The organism is uncultured Litoreibacter sp. (assembly GCF_947487515.1).
Taxonomy (GTDB): Bacteria; Pseudomonadota; Alphaproteobacteria; order Rhodobacterales; family Rhodobacteraceae; genus Litoreibacter.
Map to the genome: position 1 here is coordinate 882,417 of NZ_CANKWO010000001.1, position 23,440 is coordinate 905,856.

Annotated in this window: 17 protein-coding genes; 5 read left to right on the forward strand and 12 right to left on the reverse strand. The window is 52.2% G+C overall.

The window, feature by feature from the left end; all coding sequences use genetic code 11:
* Positions 1–17: 17 nt before the first annotated feature.
* Positions 18–2,429 (forward strand): hypothetical protein, encoded by a 2,412-nt coding sequence (locus tag Q0746_RS04360; RefSeq protein WP_298257564.1) that lies wholly within the window; start codon positions 18–20, stop codon positions 2,427–2,429.
* A 455-nt stretch (positions 2,430–2,884) separates the two neighbouring features.
* Here the strand turns inward: Q0746_RS04360 and Q0746_RS04365 are convergent, their stop codons facing one another.
* The 9 genes from Q0746_RS04365 to Q0746_RS04405 form a co-directional block, all read right to left on the reverse strand.
* Positions 2,885–4,453: a relaxase/mobilization nuclease domain-containing protein gene (locus Q0746_RS04365; RefSeq protein WP_298257566.1), complete on the reverse strand. Its 1,569-nt coding sequence runs from the start codon at positions 4,451–4,453 to the stop codon at positions 2,885–2,887.
* Positions 4,450–4,911, reverse strand: a complete 462-nt coding sequence (gene mobC / locus Q0746_RS04370) for a plasmid mobilization relaxosome protein MobC (protein WP_298257567.1) — start codon at positions 4,909–4,911, stop codon at positions 4,450–4,452. Before mobC ends, Q0746_RS04365 begins: the two co-directional genes overlap by 4 nt.
* On the reverse strand, positions 4,908–5,696 hold the full coding sequence (locus Q0746_RS04375) for a hypothetical protein (RefSeq protein ID WP_298257569.1): 789 nt from the start codon (positions 5,694–5,696) through the stop codon (positions 4,908–4,910). The genes mobC and Q0746_RS04375 overlap by 4 nt, the downstream gene beginning before the upstream one ends.
* Positions 5,697–5,708: 12 nt before the next feature.
* Positions 5,709–5,924: a hypothetical protein gene (locus Q0746_RS04380; RefSeq protein WP_298257571.1), complete on the reverse strand. Its 216-nt coding sequence runs from the start codon at positions 5,922–5,924 to the stop codon at positions 5,709–5,711.
* 72 nt (positions 5,925–5,996) lie between these two features.
* Complete coding sequence (locus tag Q0746_RS04385) at positions 5,997–6,740, reverse strand: hypothetical protein (protein ID WP_298257573.1); 744 nt, start codon at positions 6,738–6,740, stop codon at positions 5,997–5,999.
* Positions 6,741–6,775: 35 nt separating this feature from the next.
* On the reverse strand, positions 6,776–7,879 hold the full coding sequence (locus Q0746_RS04390) for a site-specific integrase (protein WP_298257575.1): 1,104 nt from the start codon (positions 7,877–7,879) through the stop codon (positions 6,776–6,778).
* 731 nt (positions 7,880–8,610) lie between these two features.
* Positions 8,611–10,356, reverse strand: a complete 1,746-nt coding sequence (locus Q0746_RS04395) for an ABC transporter ATP-binding protein (RefSeq protein WP_298257577.1) — start codon at positions 10,354–10,356, stop codon at positions 8,611–8,613.
* Positions 10,357–10,370: 14 nt separating this feature from the next.
* On the reverse strand, positions 10,371–11,507 hold the full coding sequence (locus tag Q0746_RS04400) for an ABC transporter permease (protein WP_298257579.1): 1,137 nt from the start codon (positions 11,505–11,507) through the stop codon (positions 10,371–10,373).
* 1 nt (position 11,508) lies between these two features.
* Positions 11,509–12,492, reverse strand: coding sequence for an ABC transporter permease (locus Q0746_RS04405; protein ID WP_298257581.1), 984 nt, complete (start codon positions 12,490–12,492; stop codon positions 11,509–11,511).
* A gap of 322 nt (positions 12,493–12,814) precedes the next feature.
* Between Q0746_RS04405 and Q0746_RS04410 the strand changes: the two genes are divergently transcribed.
* The 3 genes from Q0746_RS04410 (at position 12,815) to Q0746_RS04420 (ending at position 18,270) form a co-directional block, all read left to right on the forward strand.
* Complete coding sequence (locus Q0746_RS04410) at positions 12,815–14,725, forward strand: ABC transporter substrate-binding protein (RefSeq protein ID WP_298257583.1); 1,911 nt, start codon at positions 12,815–12,817, stop codon at positions 14,723–14,725.
* A gap of 89 nt (positions 14,726–14,814) precedes the next feature.
* Positions 14,815–15,765: a calcium/sodium antiporter gene (locus tag Q0746_RS04415; RefSeq protein ID WP_298257585.1), complete on the forward strand. Its 951-nt coding sequence runs from the start codon at positions 14,815–14,817 to the stop codon at positions 15,763–15,765.
* Between the two features lie 588 nt (positions 15,766–16,353).
* Positions 16,354–18,270 (forward strand): ABC transporter substrate-binding protein, encoded by a 1,917-nt coding sequence (locus Q0746_RS04420; RefSeq protein ID WP_298257587.1) that lies wholly within the window; start codon positions 16,354–16,356, stop codon positions 18,268–18,270.
* A 127-nt stretch (positions 18,271–18,397) separates the two neighbouring features.
* On the opposite strand, the gene Q0746_RS04425 is transcribed toward Q0746_RS04420, so the two are convergent.
* Entirely contained in the window at positions 18,398–19,393 is a 996-nt protein-coding gene (locus Q0746_RS04425; protein WP_298257589.1) for a succinylglutamate desuccinylase/aspartoacylase family protein, read from the reverse strand.
* A gap of 85 nt (positions 19,394–19,478) precedes the next feature.
* On the opposite strand from Q0746_RS04425, the gene Q0746_RS04430 reads away from it, so the two are divergent.
* Positions 19,479–20,549, forward strand: coding sequence for a substrate-binding domain-containing protein (locus Q0746_RS04430; RefSeq protein WP_298257591.1), 1,071 nt, complete (start codon positions 19,479–19,481; stop codon positions 20,547–20,549).
* A gap of 3 nt (positions 20,550–20,552) precedes the next feature.
* Here Q0746_RS04430 and Q0746_RS04435 read toward each other — a convergent pair whose 3' ends face one another.
* Both Q0746_RS04435 and Q0746_RS04440 read right to left on the reverse strand, forming a co-directional pair.
* Complete coding sequence (locus tag Q0746_RS04435; protein WP_298257593.1) at positions 20,553–22,298, reverse strand: ABC transporter ATP-binding protein; 1,746 nt, start codon at positions 22,296–22,298, stop codon at positions 20,553–20,555.
* A gap of 1 nt (position 22,299) precedes the next feature.
* The gene (locus Q0746_RS04440; RefSeq protein WP_298257595.1) at positions 22,300–23,439 is read right to left on the reverse strand and encodes an ABC transporter permease; all 1,140 of its coding nucleotides are present in this window, start codon (positions 23,437–23,439) and stop codon (positions 22,300–22,302) included.
* Position 23,440 lies beyond the last annotated feature (1 nt).

The following is a 23,440-nucleotide window of genomic DNA, read 5'->3' on the forward strand; positions in this document are numbered from 1 at the left end:
AATAGCTCGCATCAAATATGTTTACTCTGGAAAAAGTAACAAAATCTAAATTTTCTGACTTTTCTGACTTTGGGAAGGTATCCCAAAGGTTTGGAGCTAAGGCCGCGGGTTTGACTACGCTTCCGAGTCAATGGACGCCCGAATTTCGTTTAATTCGGATTGATTTTCATAAAAACTGGCTTGAGACTGGTGAGTTGGAAGCCGGCATTTTGCAGGAGGTTGCAGATTGGCAAGTTCAACTTGGCGAAGATGTCATTGTTAGATCTAGCGGAGTGAACGAGACGATAGATGATCGTGGTAAATACAGGTCAATTATCATTTCCGCTGGCCACGATGCACTTGCAGTATCTGACGCAATAATTGAAATTTTCGACCACGCTCAAACAAGAGACCCGAATGATAGGCTTGGCTTGATCATTCAGAAGCATGTCCCTTCTGAATTTACTGGACACCTTTCAAACGAACGTCGATTAAAAACAACCCGTAATCAATGGGATTTCGAATTTGAAAAACCAAGCATTGGACGATCTACTGGAATAGACTCAACTCGGATCGAGCCTTGGCCTGACGACGTAAAAATGATCACAGGTAAAAGTAGCTCTGAGATTAGTAAGTCGATGCGCAGACTCGGAAACTGGGCAACAAAAAACCTCCCTGAACGAACGCATTTTGAATGGCTTATATGTGGTACCCAACTCTGGGTGGTTCAAGCCGATTTCGAGTGGCCAGAACATGACAACGGAATCGACCCCACCAATTTTCAACTCGAAAACGGGGAAGTATCTCTCGATTTTCATGCCACCACACTCATGGAGCCTTATAAAGTTGGCACGTTGACTAAATGGAAGAAGCTTAAGAATTTATCCGATTTTGACTTCGATGACGTTGAATTTGCTCCAAAGATTTTTCACCTGAAAGGCGAGACTGTAGAAAGTTCTATCAACGATCAAAAAAAATCAGCGATACTTATCAACGAACTTCGAGCCGTCACAGCCGATCGCGCTGTAGTAAGAACAGAATCCTGCGACCAACGCTTGCAGGCATTTAATATGCCAAGGACAGATACTTGTAGCGCAGCGGACGCAGTGGAATGGTGCCAAAAACAAATACTAGCACACATCGCAGATGGGATCGCCCCGAAGGATGTCGCATTTTTCTGCCACGCATTTCTGCCAGCAAGGGCGGCGGCTTGGGCATATGCTAGTCCAGATCGGAAGCTAGTGTTCGTTGACGCATTGTGGGGACTACCGGACGGACTTCAGTACTGGCCAACGGACACATACGAAGTTGCAGTTGATCAGGCCAAGATCATTCAGACCAAAACTGTCTTTAAACCCAAATTCCTTGCTGAACTGGGATGTGGAACTTGGGATTATCAAAACGTAAAGAAGAGTAAAGCAAGATCGCAAGTGCTCAGTAGATCCGATATATTAGAAGTGGCCTCGCGAACCCACAACATTGCGAAAAAACTGGGGGAAGAAGCACAAATAATGTGGTTTTGCGGTATTCCCGACGAATATCGAGTGGGTCAAAACCTCCCATGGTTTCGTTCCAGGGAACTCTTTGAAGAGGAAGCCCCTAGATCAAATCAAAGCTTCCGCGATTTCACCATTAAGGTTCCTGCCGATTTGGGAAACCTACCTCAACACAAAGTATGCCTCGTTCTAGCTCCAGATGCAGAATTAGTGCGGAACGATCATTTTCTAAACTTGGTTGCAGACAAGGCGCTTGAGAAAGATCTACCTATCAAATTTTTTGGCTCCCGCCTAGGTCACGCTTATTATCGTCTCGTGCAAAAAAAGGTGAAATTAATATTGCCCAACTCAGCACGATACAAGCGTACTCGAGATCGTAGACAGTTCGGGAAACTGGTTCGCGATAAGATTCCGGAAATGATTAGGAATGGAGGCGAAGAGGCTTCTGAAGGAATTTTACAATCACCTGAAATCTTATTCGCTTTGGCAGGTAAAATGTTCGAGGAAGTTGAAGAATTTCTTGAAGCAGAAGACAAAGTTAGCCAAATAGCCGAACTATCAGATATTTATGAACTATTAAGAGCTATGGCTCACCACTGCGACATTGAGTGGGAGGAAGTCGTTTCTTCAGCTAATTCCAAAAGAGAGAAACGAGGCGGCTTTGAAGAACGCAAAATCTTGCTAGAGACCTCACTACCCAAGGGGGAAAATTCTTCGACTAAGCTACCCATGGTTTCGCTCAAAGATTTACTTGAGATAACAGAAGGTAAAAGCTCGGTTCAAATCCCGCTGGGAGCGCTTTCTAATTTATTTGCAGGACAAAAATTTCAAGCAAACTTTGATGGAGATGCATCGCGTTTCACTTTTTCGATAATTCAGGGAAAACTTGAAATAACACGTACACAAAGCAAAGACGACGCGACGAAATCTAACCAAGGAGATCTTTTCAATTAGAAGCACTGCTACCGCAGGCATTTCTTCATCTCTCGCCACAAGTGTACTTCTCTGAGCACCTATTGTTTTAGGGGCGACTGTGTTGAAATCAGCCAACCCATTCTTTGTATGATAAGTATAGACCGTTCTCAACTATTGCTGTGGTGGCCCCACTTCATAGCTTGAAGCTCTGACCAACTAAGATCTCTTTCGCGTCAAGGCCTAGCTCCTTGATGATATACCCTGCGTCGCCCCACCTAACGATATTGCGCATATAGCGATTGCCATCAACATCCTCAAATAAGCATCGAATGTTCACGTAGTCCCCCCAAACGCCCGCAATGGCAGTCACGTGTATATCAGACGGCAAGCAATCAACTTTTGTGTAGTCTCGATAGTCAATCCCAATGTCGCGAGCTTGGGCAAAGCTCATGGTGAATTTTTCGTGGTCCAATCGCATCTTTCTTCCTTTCAATTTATAATCCGTAGCCGTGGCTGTGATCGGCTTCCCGTTCGCGGGCGTTGTCTAGGTCTCGTTCAACTGCCTCTCGGCGGCTTTCATTAATTTCAAGCTTGTCTCTAGTTGCGTGCGCAGCGTCCCGTAACTCCGCCCCTCGCTCAACAAGCCGTTCAACGCATCCACGGATGCCGTTTGCGATTGAATGAGCACTGACACGCAGGCGGCCAATCCATCCATCTGGCTCTGCATCCCGTTCGTCGAGCGTGTCTCTAACCCGCTCAATTCGGCGGCTGAGACCTCGCAGGCCGTCACCAACCGCTCCACGCAGGCGAGCAAGTCGCGCTCCAAGGCTGTCAGGGGCGTTGTCATTCATCTCTCCTTGATCTGGATGCACAGCACGGGCCAATCCACCATTGTGCAGGTCTTCATTTCGGTGGTGTTCGGGTCCAAGATCACCCACGTCTGACCGGCTTGATTGACCCGCATCAGGCCCATCTCTTTCAGCTCTGAGCGCGTCATCATCCCGACCCAAAACCAGCTCGCGGCCATCATCAAGGCGATCCCTGCCCCAACCATCCCCGCGATGATCCACGGTGAGTACGTCAGCCAAGTCCTGATCTGTTCGAGCCGGTCCTCGAACAAGTTCCTGTTGTGAAACAGGAAGTGCGCCGTATCGTTCTGCATTGTATCCCGCGCGTCGTTCAACATGGTCTGCGAGGTCTGCACGAAGGCGCTCATGTGAGAGGCCATCAAGTCTTCTTGTTCGGTTTGCATCTGCGCCAGTTTCGTACTCAGCCGCGATTTCTGCATGTCGGGTTGGGGACCAGTTTTCATGGGTCAGGAGGCCTTCAAGTTTGAACGGTTTGGAAAATTCAGGATCGCGGACACTGATTGATTTTGTAGCTTGGCGCGTGACCTCGAACCCTGTGTCTTCAAAGAACGCGACCATGGACGCGCGATCAGTGATCAGGCCCGCGTCAATCTGGTCGTAGAGGGCGGAAACTATGACCTGCCGTGCCTCGGCGCGGTCAGCGCTCTCGCGTACGGGTTTGAAGTCGCGGGCGCGGTCTGGCTCCATCGGGTCGGCCCAACCATGGGTCTTGTTCAACACGTCGCGCAAGGTAGCGAACGCCGCCACGTGGCCCGGCGGTGCGATGTTCAGTGCCTTGCCCGTCGCCAGCTCCAAGCGCGGGGTGCAAAAATGCAGCTCGACATTGCCCTCGTGGAGATGGCGCACCCAAAGGCAGTCGTATTGGTCCGCCTCAAGCCCCGCAAAGGCCAGAGCTTCAAATAGCTCAATGGCCTCTTGCTGGGCGTCCTCGTTGGGCTGGTCGCTGTCTGCAAAGCTGATCACGCCTGCGGTGTAGCTCCACTTGTTCGCGCTGGCGTCGATTAAATCCCGCGTCCGGTCGGGATTGCCGTGCAGCACTTCAGGTAAAGGATCGCGGTTTTTGGTCTGAGGTTGGCCGCCTTCGTCGCGGATCAGGTTGCGGTTTTCGTCGTAGGCCAAAACCTCGCGTGCGGTCAGGTAGTCAACGGGGGCCGCGCCGCCGCCCGTGCCAGACGAAAAGAACGAGATGATCATTGCTGGCCCTCGCTGTGCTGACCGATGATCTGCGCAAGCTGGCGCTCAATTGTGACAAGCCGCACGCTGACCTTGAGGGCGTCGATATGGCTTGTGCGGCCAGATTTGACGGCCTCGTTAATCCAGCGAGCCAGTTGGTTGAGGTTCCCGCCGACACGGGCAACGGCCAACGTCAGCGACGGGTCAACGCGCGGCACGGGCTTGCGCCGTCGCGCTTGGACCAGCCCCAAGGCCTCGCGCATCAGCGTGGCGTTGGGCAGTCCAGCCGCGTCCGCCTTGGCGACAAGCGCGGCCTTTTCAGCAACGGTGCATCGAAAGATCACAGTCTCGGAAAGGCCTTCTTTGACGCGCTCGCCGCGCGTCTGGTTGGGGTTTGAAGGGGAGGCACGCCGCCCCTCACAAGTCCCGCCGATGTAATCGGTGGGTAACCTTGCTGTTTGCCTAGATTGCGCAGTCATGACTTCACTCCGCGAGCTTCTTTAGCGATAGCACTGTTCAATACCGACGCTGTGGGGCGACTGTGACTTATGACCTTGCGGCTTGCATTAGGGTTTAAGGTTTTATGATTTGATTTGATATCATCTGCTTTACTCTCTTGTTTCGATACGGTTTCGGAACCCTTTCGAAAGGGTTCCACAGTCTGCAAACCGTCACTTGGCAACATTTGATAACAAGCTTGAATTGAGCTGTACGCGCCTTTGCCCCGACTATTGATTTCATCCATCAGAATAGCGTTGAAGCCATCGCCGTATTTGAAGAAAATCATCTTTAAGAACGCACGAAATGCCGAATGGGCTTTCTTATGCTCTGTGCTGAGGTCTTCCCAATTTAAGGTCTGCATAAAGCTTGAGACCGTGAACTCGGCGATAGCACGGCAGAACATTTCGGCTGGCCAAGCTGGTAGACCTTGGAAGCTCTTCATGTGGCCTTTCATTTGATTGCCGTTATCGGGTGCGTTTAGGGAATGAAACCAACCGATCAACCGCAAGGCTTGATGGTCGTGGTCGTATTCAATGAGTTCGCATCGTTGAAGTTCAGTGATTGCGGCTTGAATCTCAATGGGTTTAACATTCGCGTCATAGCTCCAGATTTCCACTGGATAGCGAAAAAGCCCGATATAGTTGCTTAACTTTGAGCACTGCGCGGTCAGGTATATGAAGCGGACGTCATTGGACGAAAGCGCCCTAAACTTTGGATCAGAAAATAAGTCAAAGTCGATCTGCGCATAGTATTTTACAGCCATTATACTAACCGCCTACACTGAGATGATTTTAGATTTGACCCAATCGTCCAAGTCAACGCGCCGGTACAATATGCACCCAGCGACATTGGCGAACCTTGGTCCACGAACGCGGTTCTGCTTCATCCGTAACTTAGAAAGCTGGCTTTCTGAGATTTTCAGATACGCCGCAGCCTCTGGGGGCCGGTAGTGTTCCTGCAACTCTTCGATCTGTGTTTCACCTGCGTGCATCGCGGACTCCTGTGGTTCATCGAGGTGCACTCAGATTGATTAACGTTGCTGGGAAAAGCATGTGTTTAGATTTTAGTAATTTTTGGTCACCCAGAACTGAATTCCGAATTTTTTATACCACGTGTTTGATTTCTGTTTGTTTTCAAGCCACTTCAGCATCGAAACCTCATATCGCATTTGCTCGCGATCCATTTTCTTCCAAACGCGTTCAACGACACTCGGGGTCGGCTTACCAATTTTTCTGTTCAGATAGGTCACATGAGCGAAGCCATTGCAAATCAACGGCAAGGCACTTTGGCGCTCAATTTTCGCTTCTGATGTAAATTGCATTCCAAGCCTACGACATAACAAATCGGCACTTTCAAAGACCGCCAGATTCCGCAATTTGTCACGTGTTTCCGAAGGCCCTTTCTTGCTTGGCACGGGAAAGGTACCTGACAACACTTCGCCTGCAAAGACTCTGAGCTTGAAAGGCACCGCAACTTTCAACTTTAGGTTTTCACCAACCACTTCAATCAAACGCGTGTAGACTTTGAAATCAACCTTGGCCGCTTCGTAGACGCCGTTGGCCCATATTGGGTCCATCGCATAACCCTTCTTTCGCTTTACTATGCCGATAGAAAGATCAAAACACAGATAGAATAGAACCGTTTCGCTGGAATTTATGATCGACGTATAGTGGTCAGCGATGGACACAACCTGCGCCTGCACGGCCGAACCATACAGCTTTAAATCGGCGTCATGCACCTTGGCAAAAAAGTCCGTTCTGTTCGAGTAAATATCCTGCCCAAGGTCGTGATTGATGAAATAATTCACAGCATTCAACCAATGAACGGGGGCAACCCTTGAATTCATTTTTTCGATAATACGTCTAATGCCTGCCTCTTTTCTTCTCTGTAGTTTGCGCGATCATAGACCGCCGTTACGCTTCGGTCCGCATGGCCAAGCACCCTTTCAACGATAAATCTAGGCACCTTATTTTCAGTCATTCTCGTTGCAGCAGTGCGACGTAAATCATGTATTCGCCAGTCATCGACACCAGCCCCCTTTGCCAACCGGTCTTTCTCACGAGACCCCAAACGCAACTGCTTCAACCCAGTTGGGCCAAAGACAAATGGGCCGCGTTTGGGCTGCTTCTCCAAAATCTCCATGAGAGCGGAAGTGAGAGGCACTTCATGCGCCTTTGCCCTCTCCCTTTTTGTCGCTTTAAATTTCGCGGCAGGAATTGTCCAAATATCGCCCTCAAGCTCTTCCCACTTCATGCTCGCAACATTGTCTTTGCGCTGAGCCGACATCATCAAAAACCTAAAGTATGCTCCGAGGTTATCTTCGAAGGTCGCATCCCAGACCTTGCGCCACTCTTCGTCCGTCAAAACCCGGTCACGCGGTGTTGCAATCGCTGTGGCCTTCAAACCTGCCCAAGGGTTTTCATCGATCAAACTTTCATCAACGGCCCACCCAAACATTGGCCGGATGTATCGAATGACTGCACTTCCCCTAAGTTCACTTGATTTCTTCGAAACATGTGAACGCAGCTCTCGACCGTGGTGGATGGATACATCAGTCAGGCGAAGGTGACCGACAAACTCATTGGCCCATACGTCCCATGCAGATTGAATATCGCACCATGAACGCATCTTCGGTCCTCGTGCGGTTTTGTATTCTGCGAAGAGATCGGCGACAGTTTTGATATGTTCCGGCGTCCACGGGGCATTTGAGCTTGCTTTAGTTTGTATTGCGGCCATCCGTGCATCACGGACGGTCATATGTGGAAAAAGGCCAAGACGGACCATTCGACGTTTCGCACCGCGATACACGAACGTGTGCCATTGCTTAGACCCAAACTTCTTTCCTACGCGCAGCACTAAGCCGCGTTCAATCGTATCTCGAACGTCATAGCGTTCGGACTTGTGCTTTAGATTGATGATGTACGTCTCTGTGAGTTTTGCTTGCATTTTGGTGGCGCTTTGGTGGCGTTTCAGTTGATAGACACATCTTCACCCTGATTCCTGAAAGTTCATAAGTCAATACAATCAAAGGGTTTTGAACCTGTAGGAACCTGTGGGAAACAGGATTCTAAGAATTGCAAATCCGTGTACACCGGTTCGATTCCGGTACTCGCCTCCAATTATACCATGCACTTAGCCCCCACTCTCTCACGCTTGAGGCTCCGCGCCTACGGGGGCTACATTTATGTGTCTCGAGACGGTGGTTATTGTTGATCGAGCTTGAGTTGAGCCGCATCGCTTTCGTCTGGATCGCCTGTGTAAACGATGAACGTCAGGTATCGCTTTGGTGATGGCGGATTTGATTTGGGCTTCAGCGGTGCTGCTTTAAAGGGCATGACAGGTGTGGAAGCTGAAGAGTTTAGCGCGGTGCAAGATCGCTGATCGGCAGGGCGGAAGGGCGGAAGGGCGGAAGGGCGGAAGGATGGCAAAGCCGTTTAGCTCTTGGGAGCAAGCCGCAACAGCCCCTACGCGCTTCACAGGCTCGTCTAGGGCCCAATTGTCGCCCCTCCTCTAAATCCCCCCCTCAATGCATTATTGACGGCGCCCTTCCCTATTCCAACACCTGTGCGCGATCTTGAACACTGGCATTTAATACTCGTCGCACAACGGTGATATGCGACGTCGATATCTAATCCTTTGGGATTGGCCCCACTCGCCAGGCGATTGCCACCAGACCGTCACCCGTTTTCATATCGGAAGCGTTGTCGCGATCCGCGTTGATCTGGATGGGTGATCGGCACGGCGGACAGCAGCGCCCTCGTGTAATCATGCGTGGGCTGGGTGCAGACAGTTTCGGAATCGCCAGATTCAACAATGTCCCCTTTGAACATGACCAAAACCCGATCACAAAAATAGCGAACCAGACCCAGATCGTGGCTGATGAACACATAGCTTAGTCGCAACTCTTTTTGCAATTCTTGGAGCAAGTCCATGATTTGCGTGCGAATACTCACGTCCAACGCCGACGTCGCCTCGTCCGCAATAATGATCCGCGGATTGGGTGCAATAGCACGCGCAATACTAATACGTTGGCGTTGCCCACCAGAGAAGGCATGCGGATATCGCTCAAGTGCTGACGACGGGAGCCCAACCAGATCCAGCAATTCCAAGATGCGTTTTCTGCGATCGACTGGCGACGTCATACCGTTCAGCAACAGGCTTTCCCCAATGATCTGCGACACGCTCATGCGAGGGTTAAGAGACGCAAAAGGGTCTTGAAACACAGTTCTCATGTCACGCCACGTGGGCTGCAACTGCGCATCGTTGAGCTGAGAAATCTCGGCCCTGTCCCCGCCTCTATTGGTGTAATGCAGCTGGCCGGCTTCGATACTATGGACACGCTGAATGCAACGGGCCAACGTCGTTTTACCCGACCCGCTTTCGCCAACAACCCCAAGGGTCTCACCCTCGTGCAGGGTAAAGCTTGCATCATTCACCGCAACCAATGTGGTTTGGGTCATGCCTAACAGACCGGTCTTGCCGTAGAACTCTTTGCGCAGGTTGCTGGCTTCTAAAATGGGGGCACCGATTGGTTGAACTTGCCGTTGCGCCAGCCGGTCTGGAGACGGGATCTGTGAATCCCGCGCAGATTTTAGCAGCGCCTTGGTGTAGTCATGCTTTGGACGATCAAAAACATCCTGCACATTTCCATTTTCGATCACCTTTCCATGCCGCATAACCGCAACGTGATCGGCGATTTCAGCGACAACTCCCATGTCATGGGTGATGAACAAAATCGCCATGTCATTTTGTTTCTTCAAGTCATTCAGAAGATCCAGAATTTCGGCTTGAATGGTCACGTCCAACGCGGTGGTTGGCTCATCCGCGATCAGTATTTTGGGATTGCAAATAAGCGCCATCGCAATCATTGCCCGCTGCCGCATGCCGCCGGAAAACTCAAAGGGATATTGATCTATCGCCTTTTCCGGATTGGGGATTTCGACGCGGCGCAGCATTTCAATTACGCGGTCGCGGGCGGCCTTTTTGTTCAACCCTTCATGCAGAACCAAGCTTTCAGTGATCTGGCTGCCGATCGTGTGCACAGGTGATAAAGAGCTCATAGGCTCTTGAAATATCATCCCAATATCGCGACCTCGAATGTTTCTGATAACACCTGATCTGGCTTCAAGCTTGGCCAAATCCAACGAACGGGTCTGTTCCGTTTTTGAACTAGGGTGGGCCTCATGCAGCAGAATTTCGCCCGATGCAATGCGGCCGGGTCGATCAACCAGCTGCAAAATGGACCGCGACAACACGCTTTTCCCTGAGCCACTTTCACCGACCAGACACAAGGTCTCTCCGGGCACCAGATTGAGCGATACATCATCCACTGCGTTAAAGATTCCGTGTCTGGTTTCAAACACAGTTACCAGATTCTTAATCTCAAGAATTGGATGGTCGGCGGGCAAATTTTGTTGGGTCATTTGTGACATCCTCTTCACTGATCTTGCGCATAGGGGTCAGCTGCGTCACGCAATCCGTCCCCCAGAAAGTTCAAAGCCAAGACCGCGATCAACACAAAAAATCCGGGAACAAATAGCCATGGTGCTTGCGCGATGGAACGAATGTTCTGCGCTTCTTTAAGCAGAACACCCCATGAGATGGATGGCGGCAATAACCCCAACCCGAGGAAAGACAACGATGTTTCCGCCAAGATCATTGCCGGAATTGCCAGTGAAACAGACGCAATAATGTGGCTCATCAAGGATGGCATAATATGGCGAAACACTATTCGACGCGGGCGTGCCCCGTCTAATCGCGCTGCGGTCACAAAATCCTCGGTGCGGAGCGCCAAAAACCGGCCTCTGACCACCCGCGCCAATTCAGTCCACCCGATCAACGATAAAATCACAGTAATAGCAAAATATCGCATCAACGGGTCGATGTTGGCGGGGATGGTCGCACTTAGACCCAGCCAAATTGGAATGGTTGGCATGGACAAGATCAACTCGATCGCGCGGGTCGAGACAGAGTCAAACCATCCCCCCAGATAGCCAGCCATACCGCCAATCAACGTGCCCAGAAACAGGCTCATCGCAACACCGACCAAGCCAATGGACATCGAAATTCGCGTCCCAGCAATGGACCTGCTCAGCATATCACGACCAAGCCTGTCTCCTCCCAGTAGATAGAAACGCTCATCCGGGTCAGTTGGGGCGATCAGCCGACGTTGCATCGGTATGAAGCCCGCCAGCAGATAAGGTTCGGATTTCCCCAAGAACGAGATGTAGATCTTTTCATCAGGGTTTCGTTCATAGGACGTCGCCAAAGTTTCGGGGTCTCGGGATAGCGTCGTGCCCAAGACGTGCGGGCGAAAGCGCGTACCGTCTTCCGTGCGGTCTAAAAACTGAACCATTTGCGGTGGATGGAACACATCCCGCCGAGACGTGACCTCTGGATCAAAGGGTTGGAAAAATTCTGCAAATGCCGCGAGGACATAGAGAAAGCCAACCAGATAAAGACTGATCAAAGCCAGTTTGTGTTTTTTGAATTTCAGCCACATCAAGCGCCATTGCGATGCTTCGGCGATGTCGGTGGGGATGCGCGGGTCTGTTTGATCTACAAGATTGGACATTTTAGCGATACCGAATGCGAGGATCGATCATGGCCAGAACAATATCTGACACGATCATACCGATTATAGACATGACGCTGAGCATCAAAATGAACGCACCAGCAAGATACATATCTTGCGTGAGCAATGCGTCGAGCATCAGCGGATCAACGGTTGGCAAAGACAAGACCACCGCCACCACAGTGGAGCCCGAAATGATTTGCGGGAAAACCCATGCGATTGTGGATGCAAACGGGTTCAGCGCAATACGAACGGGGTATTTGAGGATCGTCTTAAACTCGCTCAAACCTTTGGCGCGCGCGGTCGTTACATAGGGTTTATACAGCTCGTCCAAAAGGTTGGCCCGCATGATCCGGATAAGGCTGGCAGTGGCAGACGTACCGATGATCACGACAGGGATGATCAGGTGCTTCACTAGGTCTAAAAACTTGGCCCAAGACCATTCAGCATTCACGTATTCGGCTGAAAACAGCCCCGTTACATTGGTGCCAAAGTACACGACACCCACATACATCAAAATTAATGCCACCAGAAAATTCGGCGTCGCCAATCCGATGAACCCGATGATACTGAAAAAATAGTCCCCCCAACTATATTGCCTCACCGCCGATAATATCCCTATGGGAAGTGCGATGGCCCATGTGAATAACAACGTTGATGTGGCCAATATCACCGATAGGATCATGCGATCCCCGATCAATTCAGACACTGGTTGTTGCCACTGGAAAGACAGTCCGAAATCGCCTTTGGCGATGCCACTTATCCACTTCCAGTATTGGGACAAAAACGGCTCATCGAGGCCAAACCGGTCGCGCAAAGAGTTCAACCGCACCTCATCAACCTGCCGCCCATCGGCCTCAAGCTTAGCTGCATAGCTTTCAACATAGTCGCCAGGTGGCGCCTGAATAATCGTAAACGCTAAAAAAGACGCCGCGAACAAAAACGGCACGGACCACGCCAGTCTACGCAAAATATAAGCGTACATTTCCCCTCCCTAGGAGCTATACGGGCCTCGCCTCCTCCACGAAGAAAGCCCGAAACTCTACATTTGACACAATTGGATATTAGTATTCCAAAATCCTAAACCAATATTATCTGCATCGGATTCCTTTATAAATAGGGATAGAATTTTGGATGTCGATGGCTAATTTGATTTTTACGGTTGCAAAATTCAATCTTACCTTCAAGGTAGGCTAGACGAAAAGCAAGTCGTCACAACAGATAGGCCGCTGATCCGGACGTTGGATTGTGTTGGCCCTGTACAACCGACCGCCGATCAAATCGGCGATCGAAATTGGAGGGACTCAATGACTAGTAGATTTAGCCGCGGGTTAATCTTGACCGCAACAACAGCCCTAATGTCGACGGGCGCATTTGCCCAAGCGACAGGAGAAGCCCCAGAACTGGCAGAATTGGTAGCCCAAGGGGCGCTACCACCAGTAGAGGAGCGCGCGTCGCTTCAACCGGAGGTCATCAACTACGGCGAACTTGGTACTTTTGGAGGAAAGATCAGGTTCGGCATGCGGGGTGTCTCGGACGAAGGCACATTACGTCAGGCCGTTGGCACAAATGGATTGGTGCGCTGGCACCACAATCTGTCCGAACTGGTGCCGAATGTAATTCGCGAATATACGGTGTCTGAAGATGCACGCGAATTTACATTCAAAATGCGCGAAGGCATGAAGTGGTCGGACGGCGACGACTTCACCACCGAAGACATCGCATTTAGCATTAATGATTTGCTGCTCAACTCCGATTGGGAAGAGATCTCAACCCGCTACAAATCAGGCGGCGAACCTCTAAGCCTAGAGGTTGTGGATGACTACACCTTCATCATTCGCTTCAAGCACCCGAATGGTGGGTTCTTGGGACAGATGGCCCGCGAAGAAGGCGCGCGTCTGAACCATTATTCAGCGCATTACTGCAGCCAATTCCACCCGAAGTATAACGACAACCTTGATGGCCTCATCGCCGAAGAAGGTGTCGAAACATGGCAGGAGTTGATGTACAAAAAATGTGGTGATGTGCGTGACGAGGTCCGTTGGATCAACACCGATCGCCCCGTATTGGACCCTTGGGTTCTTGCCACACCGCTGCGCGGCGGTACCACAACGGTCTTGTTTGAGCGCAACCCCTACTTCTGGCAAGTCGACGAGGCAGGCAACCAGCTGCCCTATATCGGCGACATGGAAGCTACGATCTATCAAGATCCCGAAGCGATGCTCATTGCGGCGATTGCTGGTGATTTTGACTTCCAATACCGCCGGATCGACGCTCCGGGGAACCGGCCTGTTCTGGCCGAAAACCGCGAACGGGGTGACTACCAATTGTACGAAGTGACCGCCGCCGGCGGCAGCTACAACTGGATTCAGCCAAACCTGAACCACAAAGACCCCGTGATCCACGACCTGTTTAACCAGCGTGATTTCCGGATTGCCCTCTCCATCGGCACAGACCGTCAGGAAGTCATCGATACAGCGCTTTTGGGTGTTGGTACCCCTTGGCAAACTGGTCCATTCGAAGACAGCCCGCTTCACCACGAAAAGATTTCCAAGCAACATCTGGAATATGATCCCGATCGCGCGAATGAATTGTTGGACAGCTTGGGCCTAACGGAACGCAACGACAAAGGCATCCGCCTGCTGTCTGACGGGCGTCCTGCAAAGTTCTTGATCGACATTCGCAACGGACATCCACACATCATCGACATGATGACCATCGTGAAGCCGCAGTGGGAAGAAGAGCTGGGCATTCAGATCGATTTGAATGTTGTGGACCGTTCGGTGCACCGTCAGCGGTCCCGCCAAGGCGATCATGATATGACCGCAGATAGCGGAAATGCGACTTGGCTACCTGGTCAGCTGCCTTCAGCTTTGCTGCCGATTGACAGCAGCTCGCGCCACGCGCCACTTTGGACCGCATGGTACCAAACTGACGGGCAAGACGGGATTGAACCCCCAGAGCACGTGATGGAACGCTACCGTATCTGGGAAACGATCTATGCAACCGCTGATCCGGAAGAGCAAATCCGTCGCTACCACCAACTCGCCGATATCGCTGCAGAACAGTTCGAAGCCTTTGGCATCGCACAAAATGCGTCGACTTACGGGGTACGTAAAAATGGTCTTATGAACATCATGGAAGGTATGAAAAGTACCGGCCAGTTCCCAAGCCCTGCCAACGTATTCATGCCGCAAGCATGGTATTGGGCTAAATAACCTCTCCCTAAGAAACGAACGGGTCGCGCTTTTGTGCGGCCCACCTCGGCCCACATTCGTGTGGGCCCTTTTTTTGAAACGAGGCGAAGATGTTGTTGTTCACCGTTCTAACGGTCTTAGGGCTGGGGCTGCTTGTCGTATCGGCAGATAAGTTAATTGAGGAAGGCACCGCCATTGCCGAACAGTTGGGCATGTCCCCCCTGATCATCGGCCTTACAGTGGTCGCCTTTGGAACGTCTTTCCCCGAACTGATCTTTACAACTGGTGCCAGCTTGAGCGGCAGCGGCGGGTTGGCTATCGGCAATATTGTCGGGAGCAACATCACCAATACCTTACTGATTTTGGGAATTGCTGCGTTGATCCGGCCCTTGCCAATTGAACACACCATGATTTGGCGCGACGGGGCTGTTTGGGCCGCGGCGACGATTGTGTTTGTGGTGTTTCTGTTCACGCAATCCTCACTTGGCCCGCTGCACGGAAGTGTTCTTTTGGTGATCCTCGCGGGCTACCTGTTTCAATTGCTACGCCAAGATGCCGTTGAACTTCCAAGCGCAGAGGATGCGAATTCGGATGACCCATCTGATCAAGCCCCCCAAAAGCGCACGAAAACAGCTTTGGTGATTCTTCTGTCTTTGATCGGAATTGCGCTTGGGTCCGAGATTGCCATCTACGGGGCCACTGGCCTCGCGAATGCGCTTGGTGTCAGCGAGTCGGTCATTGGCCTGTCGATCATCGCGCTCGGAACAAGCCTCCCTGAATTGGCCACCGTTGTTGTCTGCGTGCGCCGCAATCAAAGCGGCATGCTGGTGGGCAACATTATCGGATCCAACATCTTCAATATTTTGGCCTGCATCGGCATCCCTGCCCTTTTTGTCGGCATTCAGACGCCTGTGGAAATGTTGTCATTCAGCGTTCCCTTCCTAGTCCTGATTAGCGTGGTAGCTTTGGCCATGCTGCGCACCAATTGGACGATAACCCGCCTAGAGGGGGCCGTTTGCTTGTGCGGTTACGGGGTCTATCTGGCGACGATAACTCAATAGGATTACCCTCAGCCGAGCATCGAACATCTGGCAGGCTCGGCTGAGCGGCTTCTATAGATCGATGTCCGCGGAGGCATCAGACCCGTGAGGGCAATTACTCCGACCCGAGAGGCTGATTGCATCAGGTCAACTCGCCTCAAAGACCCGAATGAAGTGGCTCTCAGTTGGAATGCAGCAGAATGGTATTCTGCGCTCGTGCCACCCGAAAATTCATACAAACAACTTGTTTGATTGAAGGGGTGTCGAAACCCAACACCTAACGGCACTCATGACACCAAAGCACATCTCTAAAAATATAAGTTATATTTATCAAGTAGTTAAATTAAATTCGCCTCCTGCAAGAAGCACAACCCCTCCTATGGAAGCGCCCTCCGAAATCAAGAAATCAAACAATTTTCACGCATTTTTCTCAAAATTGATTGACAAGCGAACAATTGCCTCCAAGACTGAATGTGTCTTGCTGCATCGTTTCACCTGCCCTTAGGGCACCCCACGAATTGCCCAGTCATCTGATCGTCGCAGCAAAGCGTCAGTATCACGTCCCCAACCAGGAAGGGCGACGCGACAAAACACCTTGAGGGAGGAACAATGAGACATTCGACATTACTTTCCCGAATACTCGCGACCACCATCGCGGCCGCCACACTGCACAGTGCAGCATATGCTCAGGCGTCGGGAGAAGCACCAGACCTAGCAACGCTTGTAGCCAACAGCCAACTGCCCCCAGTCGCAGAGCGGGTTGGCAGCGATCCGGAAGTCATAGACTACGGAGAGATCGGCACCTACGGCGGTACTGTCCGCTTTGGCATCAATGGCTCTGGTGATAGTGAATCGATCCGTCAGATGATCGGCGCGAATGGTCTTGTCCGTTGGGATTTAGACCTACAGACCATCATTCCAAACGTGGTGAAGTCGTATGAGATTTCTGACGACGTCACGACCTACACCTTCCACATGCGCGAAGGCATGAAATGGTCAGACGGCGAACCTTTGACCACCGACGACATCGCATTCAACGTTAACGATCTTCTGGAAAATGACGATTGGGACGAAAATGGCGGCAGCCGGATGAAGTCGGCCAAAGGGCGGTTTGGCCTAGAAGTTATTGATAAGTATACGTTTAAAATCGTTTTCCCAAGTCCAAATGGTGATTTTCTTGGCGGCATGTCACGTCACAACGGCATTCATCTGATCTCGCATGCGAAACACTACTGCAAGCAGTTCCACCCAAAGTATAACGACAATATTCAGGCCGATATGACAGCGGCAGGCGTGGACAACTGGCCGCAGCTGATGCGTAACAACTGCGGTGAAGGAACGGGAGCGACCCGCTGGGCCAATCCGGAACGCCCTTCGCTTGAGCCTTGGATCATCGAAGAACCGCTGGATGGCGGCGCGACCAAAGTGACGTTCAACCGCAACCCTTACTTCTGGAAAGTCGACGCAGAGGGCAACCAATTGCCCTATATTGATCGGATGGAAGGCAGGGTGTTCCAAGATGCCCAAGCGATGACGCTGGCTGCAATTGGTGGTAACTTTGATTTCCAGTTCCGTGGGATCGACACCGCATCGAACCGTCCGGTTCTTGCGGCAAATCGTGAAAAGGGTGGCTACTCCCTCTACGAAGTTACCGGCGTGGGCGGTAATATTGCTTGGATTGAACCCAATCTGAACCACCCTGACCCCGTGGTGCGTGATTTGATGAATGAAATCGACTTCCGCGTGGCCATGTCTATTGGCACAAACCGAGAAGAGATCATCAACACAGCCCTGCTTGGGGCCGGTGAGCCGTGGCACACAGGCCCCTTCCCTGGCAATCCGCTGTATCACGAGGGCGTTGCAACTGGAAATCTGAAGTATGATCCAGACCGCGCAAATGCCTTGCTGGATGGCCTTGGCCTGACAGATCGCGACGCGGATGGCATTCGTCTGATGTCTGATGGCCGCCCTGCCCGCTTCTTGATTGATGTGGCCGCAAGCTCTTTGGTGAGTGTCATCGATATCACCGAGATGATGTCCAACCAGTGGAAGAACATCGGCATAGATCTGCGGGTAAATGTCGTTGACCTGACCCTGCACGAAGCACGCGCTGAATCAGCAGAGCATGACTTCACTGTTGCCTTCTCTGGCGCCACATGGATGGCCGGTCAGACCCCGAAGGCCATCATTGCAATCAGCGGCAATACCTTCGCACCCCATTGGGGCGACTGGCACAAGTCTGGCGGCAGAAAAGGAGAAGAACCTCCGCAGTATATGAAAGAAGCCTATCAAGCATGGGCGGACGTCGCGGAGGCTGGCTCTACGGAAGAGCGTGTTGCGGCCTATCATCGGATCGCAGACATCGCAGCGGAACATCAGTTTGGCTTTGGTATCTCCAAACATGTTTCGACCTATGGGGTCAAAAAGAATGGCTTGGAGAACGTGCTGCCAAACATGAAAGCAACCTCCCAGTTCCCGAGCCCAGCCAATGTTTACATGCCTGAAGCATGGTATTGGTCTAAGTAACTCCCCCTCCCTGTAAGACTGAGCCGCGCAGCCTCTGCGCGGCTTTTTTGTTGCGCAATCTTACCCGACAAACACAAAAAACGGCGCCACATTGGCACCGTGTTGGTTCCAATAGTTGAGTTTTTGCTTATTCTATAGGGACTTCACGGGCAAATCGCCCGACGGTCATCCCAAGCCGCCGATACTGCACTGGCATCACCAAATAGGTGTTGTCATGGGGCGTGCGGATCTCCCGCTCTCCCTCAGTGGCGATCAATGTGCCAGCTTTCTCAAAAAATTCGCCGTTCATATAATCGCCTTCGAAGGCAAAGCTGGGCTCGTAGTCATAGATCAGTTCCGACACTTCCAGATTCAGCTTTTGCCGATCCGGATTGTAGTCTTCGCGCAAACTCTCAGGCAGCATGTCGTGAATATCCAGAAAGCCCAAAGAGGCCTGCCATCCGTTTTCGACGCTTTCAGGGGACCAATGATGCCCAACCTGAATCTGAAGCGCCGCAGCGCCATGCGCTGGATTGCTAAAGCGTTCGTAGTCCAGCAAACGAATGCGGTCGCTTTCCTGTTTCGGGCCCGACAGCACCAGCGGCGTATGAGGTATGCGTTGTGCCAGATCAATCGCGCTTTGACGGCTACCCGGATTGGCCACCGGCAGCCCTCGGCACTGGAACGAATGAATATCCAACAGCACATCAACGCGATCAATCACCGGGCGCAATTCACGGGCGCGTTTGTGTTCGCTGCCCTGTAAGGACATGTCGTCTAGCTCTTTGCCCCATATCCGGTTGATGTCGGCATCAATAAAGCGGTGCCACTGAGGGTTCTCAGGGTCAAAGCGGTGGTAAGCGTCTACATTGCCAAAGCAATAAGTCACCTTTCCTCGTGCCGGAACCACGTCTCGGTCCAAGAACCGTTTGATCACATGCGCACCGCAGATTTCATTGCCATGCATGATCCCGCAAATCATCAAATGCGGGCCAGGTTTGCCACTGTCCTTTTCCCAAACATAGGGCACGCCATGAGACCCCGCCGCATAGGGTTGAATGTTTGGTACATCGATTAGAACTCTGATGTATTGCGCAGAGAATTTATCAGTATAAACTGCCGTTTCAAACGTGTTTCTCGCCACAAGGATGCACCCTTCAAGAATTGTTTGTCCGATTGATTGAAGCAATTTTTGAGGTTATGGTCAGGCAAGTCAATAGGATATCGGTTTGGATTTACTAACCAATTTGAGAGAGATGGCGCTTGCCGCGCCACCTGGCTCCAAGTTTCCGACAATTCGGAAGTTAATGGCGAAATTCAACGCCACTCAATACGCAATTCATCTGGCGTTGCAGCAGCTCAATCAAGAGGGCGTGTTGGTCTCGCATGTCGGCCGCGGGACAGTTGTGGCGTCACATGGCGAAGCGGTCAGCGTCAAGCCAAAAGCCGATCAACCCACCCGCGTTCTTCTGTTGCACTACCGATCTAACAGCAAGCGCAACGACTTGGTTTCAGACGCAATTCACCACATTTTGTTAGAGCGCGGCTGCCGTGTGGTTTCGGTGGCCTATAAGGATGACGAAGACCTGAACGCCATGCGCGGCGAGGGTCAGTTCGACTTTTGCGTGGTGCAGCCTCGCCGGTCGATCCTCTCGACCCGTTTGATTGATATTGCGCGACGCAATGCCCGCTATGTGATCGTCGAAGGCCAGACCGTTTCCGGCACTGAATTCGATGGTGTCGTGCGGGATCAACCCACCAGCCTGCGCCTTGCAATCCGGCACCTCAGTGGCCTCGGCCATACCCGTTTGGGACTGGTATGCGAGGACGGTCACGGGGGCACTGTTGAAAACGATATTGAGCAATTGTTTGATTTTTGGTCCGAAGTCGTTCACGGCACTGATGTGGTGCCCTTTAGTCGCCGCCCCTCTCAGGATCCGGACAACACCACCCAGTCCAACATAGATCAGGTTCTGACCGACTGGCGCGACCTGCCCGACGCGGCCCGCCCCACGGCCCTGATCATCTGCGGCAGCTTTCAGGCGGATTATTTGCAACAGGCCTTTGACGCCGCAAATATCCGTATTCCCGACGACCTCAGCATCGTCAGGGTCTGCTCGACCAGCGTGGAAGCTTTGCATGGCGGGGTGTTCACCACCGTAGGCCGAAAATCAGAAAGCATCGCCGAAGCGCTTGCGGATTTGATCGAATGGCGCACGAGACATCCAAAAGAAGCGCAGCTGATCACCCGCGCCTTTCCTGATGTCATAGAGCGTAAAAGCTCTGCCCAGATAGGCTAGTCCTTAGCCCTCGACATAGCGCGTGCGGGTCTTTGAGGCCCGCATCGTAGGATCTGCAATCGGAACGGCCGACAGCAAAGACTGGGTGTAGGGGTGTTGCGGATTGGTGCAGACGTCTTCGGTCTCGCCCTCTTCCATGATCTGCCCTTTGTACATCACCACCACGCGATCGCAGAAGTACCGCACAAGGCCGACGTCATGGCTTATGAAAAGGTAACTAAGGCCCAGTTTTTCCTGCAACTCCAGCAACAGGTCCATAATCTGCGTCCGCAAGCTGACATCCAGCGCCGAAGTTGCCTCATCTGCGATGATGATCCGAGGGTTCGGCGCAATTGCGCGAGCAATGCTGATCCGTTGCCGTTGCCCGCCTGAAAAGGCATGCGGATAACGCTCTGCGGCGCTGCCAGGAAGGCCGACCAGATCAAGCAGCTCTGCCACACGGGCACGCTGCTCGACGGGGGTTCCGAGGCCATGGTTCATCAGCGGTTCAGCGATGATTTGCCCTACAGTCATGCGAGGATTGAGCGAGCCAAAGGGGTCTTGGAAGATAATGCGCATATCCCTCCATGGCTCCTTCAAGTCGGGTTTTGTTAGGGGGGCAAGGTCACGCGTGTTGCCCTGTCGATCGGTATACAGCACAGCCCCCGAGCTGACGGAATGAATGCGTTGGATGCAGCGGGCGAGCGTGGTTTTACCAGAACCGCTTTCTCCAACGATTCCAATGTTTTCGCCGTCTCGCAACTGCAAATTCGCGTCCTTCACCGCCAGCAGTGTTTTGGCCTCGCGACGAAAGCCCGCTGGTGTAATCACGTACTCCTTGCGCAGGGCCACGGCTTCGAGGATGGGGTCTCCCAACGGGCGGCGTTCGCGCATCGCAAGACGACGATCAGACGGCCCTTCGCATTGCGTGGCCGCATGCAAAAGCGATTTTGTGTAATCATGCTGAGGCGATGCGAACACCGAATAGACATCGCCCTTTTCCACCACTTTGCCATGGCGCATCACCGCAACGTCATCGGCAATTTCAGCGACCACCCCCATGTCGTGGGTGATGAAAAGGATCGCCATATTATGCGCCTTTTGCAGACTGCGCATCAGCTCTAGAATTTCCGCCTGAATGGTCACATCCAGCGCGGTCGTCGGCTCATCGGCAATCAACACCTTCGGGTTGCAAGACAGCGCCATCGCAATCATCGCACGCTGGCGCATCCCGCCTGAGAATTCGTAGGGGTAGCGTTTCACCGCCTCTTCTGGGTTCGGGATTTCCACCATGCGCAACAGCTCTACTGAACGCGCAATGGCTTCCTTCTTGCTCATCCCCATGTGAATACGAAGCGTTTCCCCGATTTGGTCGCCAATGCGGTGTACCGGCGACAAAGAGCTCATCGGCTCTTGGAAGATCATCGCAATGTCATCACCTCGGATCGCGCGCACCTGTTTGCCGCGTGGGTCCATGCCGATCATGTTCACAGTGCTGTGCCCTGCGCCATCACCGAAGTCAGTATGCAGCAGGATTTCTCCGCCCGTGATCTTCCCCGGTGCATCGACAATCTGCAGGATAGAGCGCGACATTACACTTTTGCCGCTGCCGCTTTCGCCCACAACGCACAGCGTCCGCCCGGGATACAAGGAGATGCTGACATCATCGACGGCCTTGAACCAACCATGCCTTGTTTTGAATGAGGTTTCGAGGTTCTTCACCTCAAGGATCGGGGGCTGCGTGTGCTGAGTAGAGGACATTTGGCTCATGTTAGCTCCCCTCGCTGGCATAGGGATCGGCTGCGTCGCGCAACCCGTCGCCCAGAAAGTTCAAGGAAAGGACTGCAAGGGCCACGAATGCTCCGGGAATGAATAGCCAAGGTGCTTGCGCAATTGCGTGAATGTTCTGCGCTTCTTTTAGCAGCACACCCCAAGAGACGGTTGGCGGGGACAGCCCAAGGCCAAGGAAGGACAAAGAGGTTTCCGCCAAAATCATCGACGGGATCGCCAATGTCACCGAGGCAATGATGTGACTGACCAACGATGGCATCATATGGCGAAAGATCACGCGACGTGTTGGCGCGCCGTCTAGCTCGGCGGAAATTACGAAATCCTCTTGCCGCAATGCCAGAAAGCGGCCCCGCACCACACGGGCAAGTTCTGTCCAGCCAATGAGTGACAGGATGATGGTGATCATGAAATAGCGCAAAAGCGGGTCTAGGGTCGCAGGCAAAGCAGCGCTCAGCCCCAACCATACCGGAATTGTGGGCATTGCAAGGATCAGCTCGATCGCACGCGAGGACACCGCATCCACCAAACCGCCGAAGTAGCCAGACAACCCGCCAATCAACAGGCCAAGACACAGACTCAGGGTAACACCCACCAGACCAATCGACATCGAGATGCGCGTCCCCATCATGGCACGGCTGAACATATCACGGCCAAGGCGATCTGCGCCAAAGAGGTAGAATTTTTCATCCGCCGTGGCAGGGGCAATCAATGTGCGCGACATTGGGATCAGACCAAACAGATTATACGGCTCGTTCTTCCCAAAGAGTTTCAGGTAAATCTTTTTGTCTGGATTTTTGACATATGTTGTCGCCAGCGTGATCGGATCTCGGGTTAGCTTTTGGTCATATACATACATCCGAAGCGCCCAGCTTGCGTCCTCGGCGCGGTCCACAAAATGGATACGCTGCGGAGGATGAAACAAATCGGCCGTAGATGTCTCGCTCGGATCAAAAGGTGAGAAGAATTCAGCGCAAAGCGCGATGAGATACAGAAAGCTGACGATGCAAAGGCCGAACATGGCTAAGCGGTGCTTGCGAAATTTCAGCCACATCAACTTCCACTGCGTCGCCTCTGCAATGTCGGTGCTCAGCCGAGGATCGATAGAATTAGATTGTGTCATA

Coding starts and splice junctions, on each gene's coding strand:
- Q0746_RS04360 (WP_298257564.1), top strand. CDS start 18: ATGTTTACTCTGGAAAAAGTAACAAAATCTAAATTTTCTGACTTTTCT.
- Q0746_RS04365 (WP_298257566.1), bottom strand. CDS start 4,453: ATGATCATCTCGTTCTTTTCGTCTGGCACGGGCGGCGGCGCGGCCCCC.
- mobC (WP_298257567.1), bottom strand. CDS start 4,911: ATGACTGCGCAATCTAGGCAAACAGCAAGGTTACCCACCGATTACATC.
- Q0746_RS04375 (WP_298257569.1), bottom strand. CDS start 5,696: ATGGCTGTAAAATACTATGCGCAGATCGACTTTGACTTATTTTCTGAT.
- Q0746_RS04380 (WP_298257571.1), bottom strand. CDS start 5,924: ATGCACGCAGGTGAAACACAGATCGAAGAGTTGCAGGAACACTACCGG.
- Q0746_RS04390 (WP_298257575.1), bottom strand. CDS start 7,879: ATGCAAGCAAAACTCACAGAGACGTACATCATCAATCTAAAGCACAAG.
- Q0746_RS04395 (WP_298257577.1), bottom strand. CDS start 10,356: ATGACCCAACAAAATTTGCCCGCCGACCATCCAATTCTTGAGATTAAG.
- Q0746_RS04400 (WP_298257579.1), bottom strand. CDS start 11,507: ATGTCCAATCTTGTAGATCAAACAGACCCGCGCATCCCCACCGACATC.
- Q0746_RS04405 (WP_298257581.1), bottom strand. CDS start 12,492: ATGTACGCTTATATTTTGCGTAGACTGGCGTGGTCCGTGCCGTTTTTG.
- Q0746_RS04410 (WP_298257583.1), top strand. CDS start 12,815: ATGACTAGTAGATTTAGCCGCGGGTTAATCTTGACCGCAACAACAGCC.
- Q0746_RS04415 (WP_298257585.1), top strand. CDS start 14,815: ATGTTGTTGTTCACCGTTCTAACGGTCTTAGGGCTGGGGCTGCTTGTC.
- Q0746_RS04420 (WP_298257587.1), top strand. CDS start 16,354: ATGAGACATTCGACATTACTTTCCCGAATACTCGCGACCACCATCGCG.
- Q0746_RS04435 (WP_298257593.1), bottom strand. CDS start 22,298: ATGAGCCAAATGTCCTCTACTCAGCACACGCAGCCCCCGATCCTTGAG.
- Q0746_RS04440 (WP_298257595.1), bottom strand. CDS start 23,439: ATGACACAATCTAATTCTATCGATCCTCGGCTGAGCACCGACATTGCA.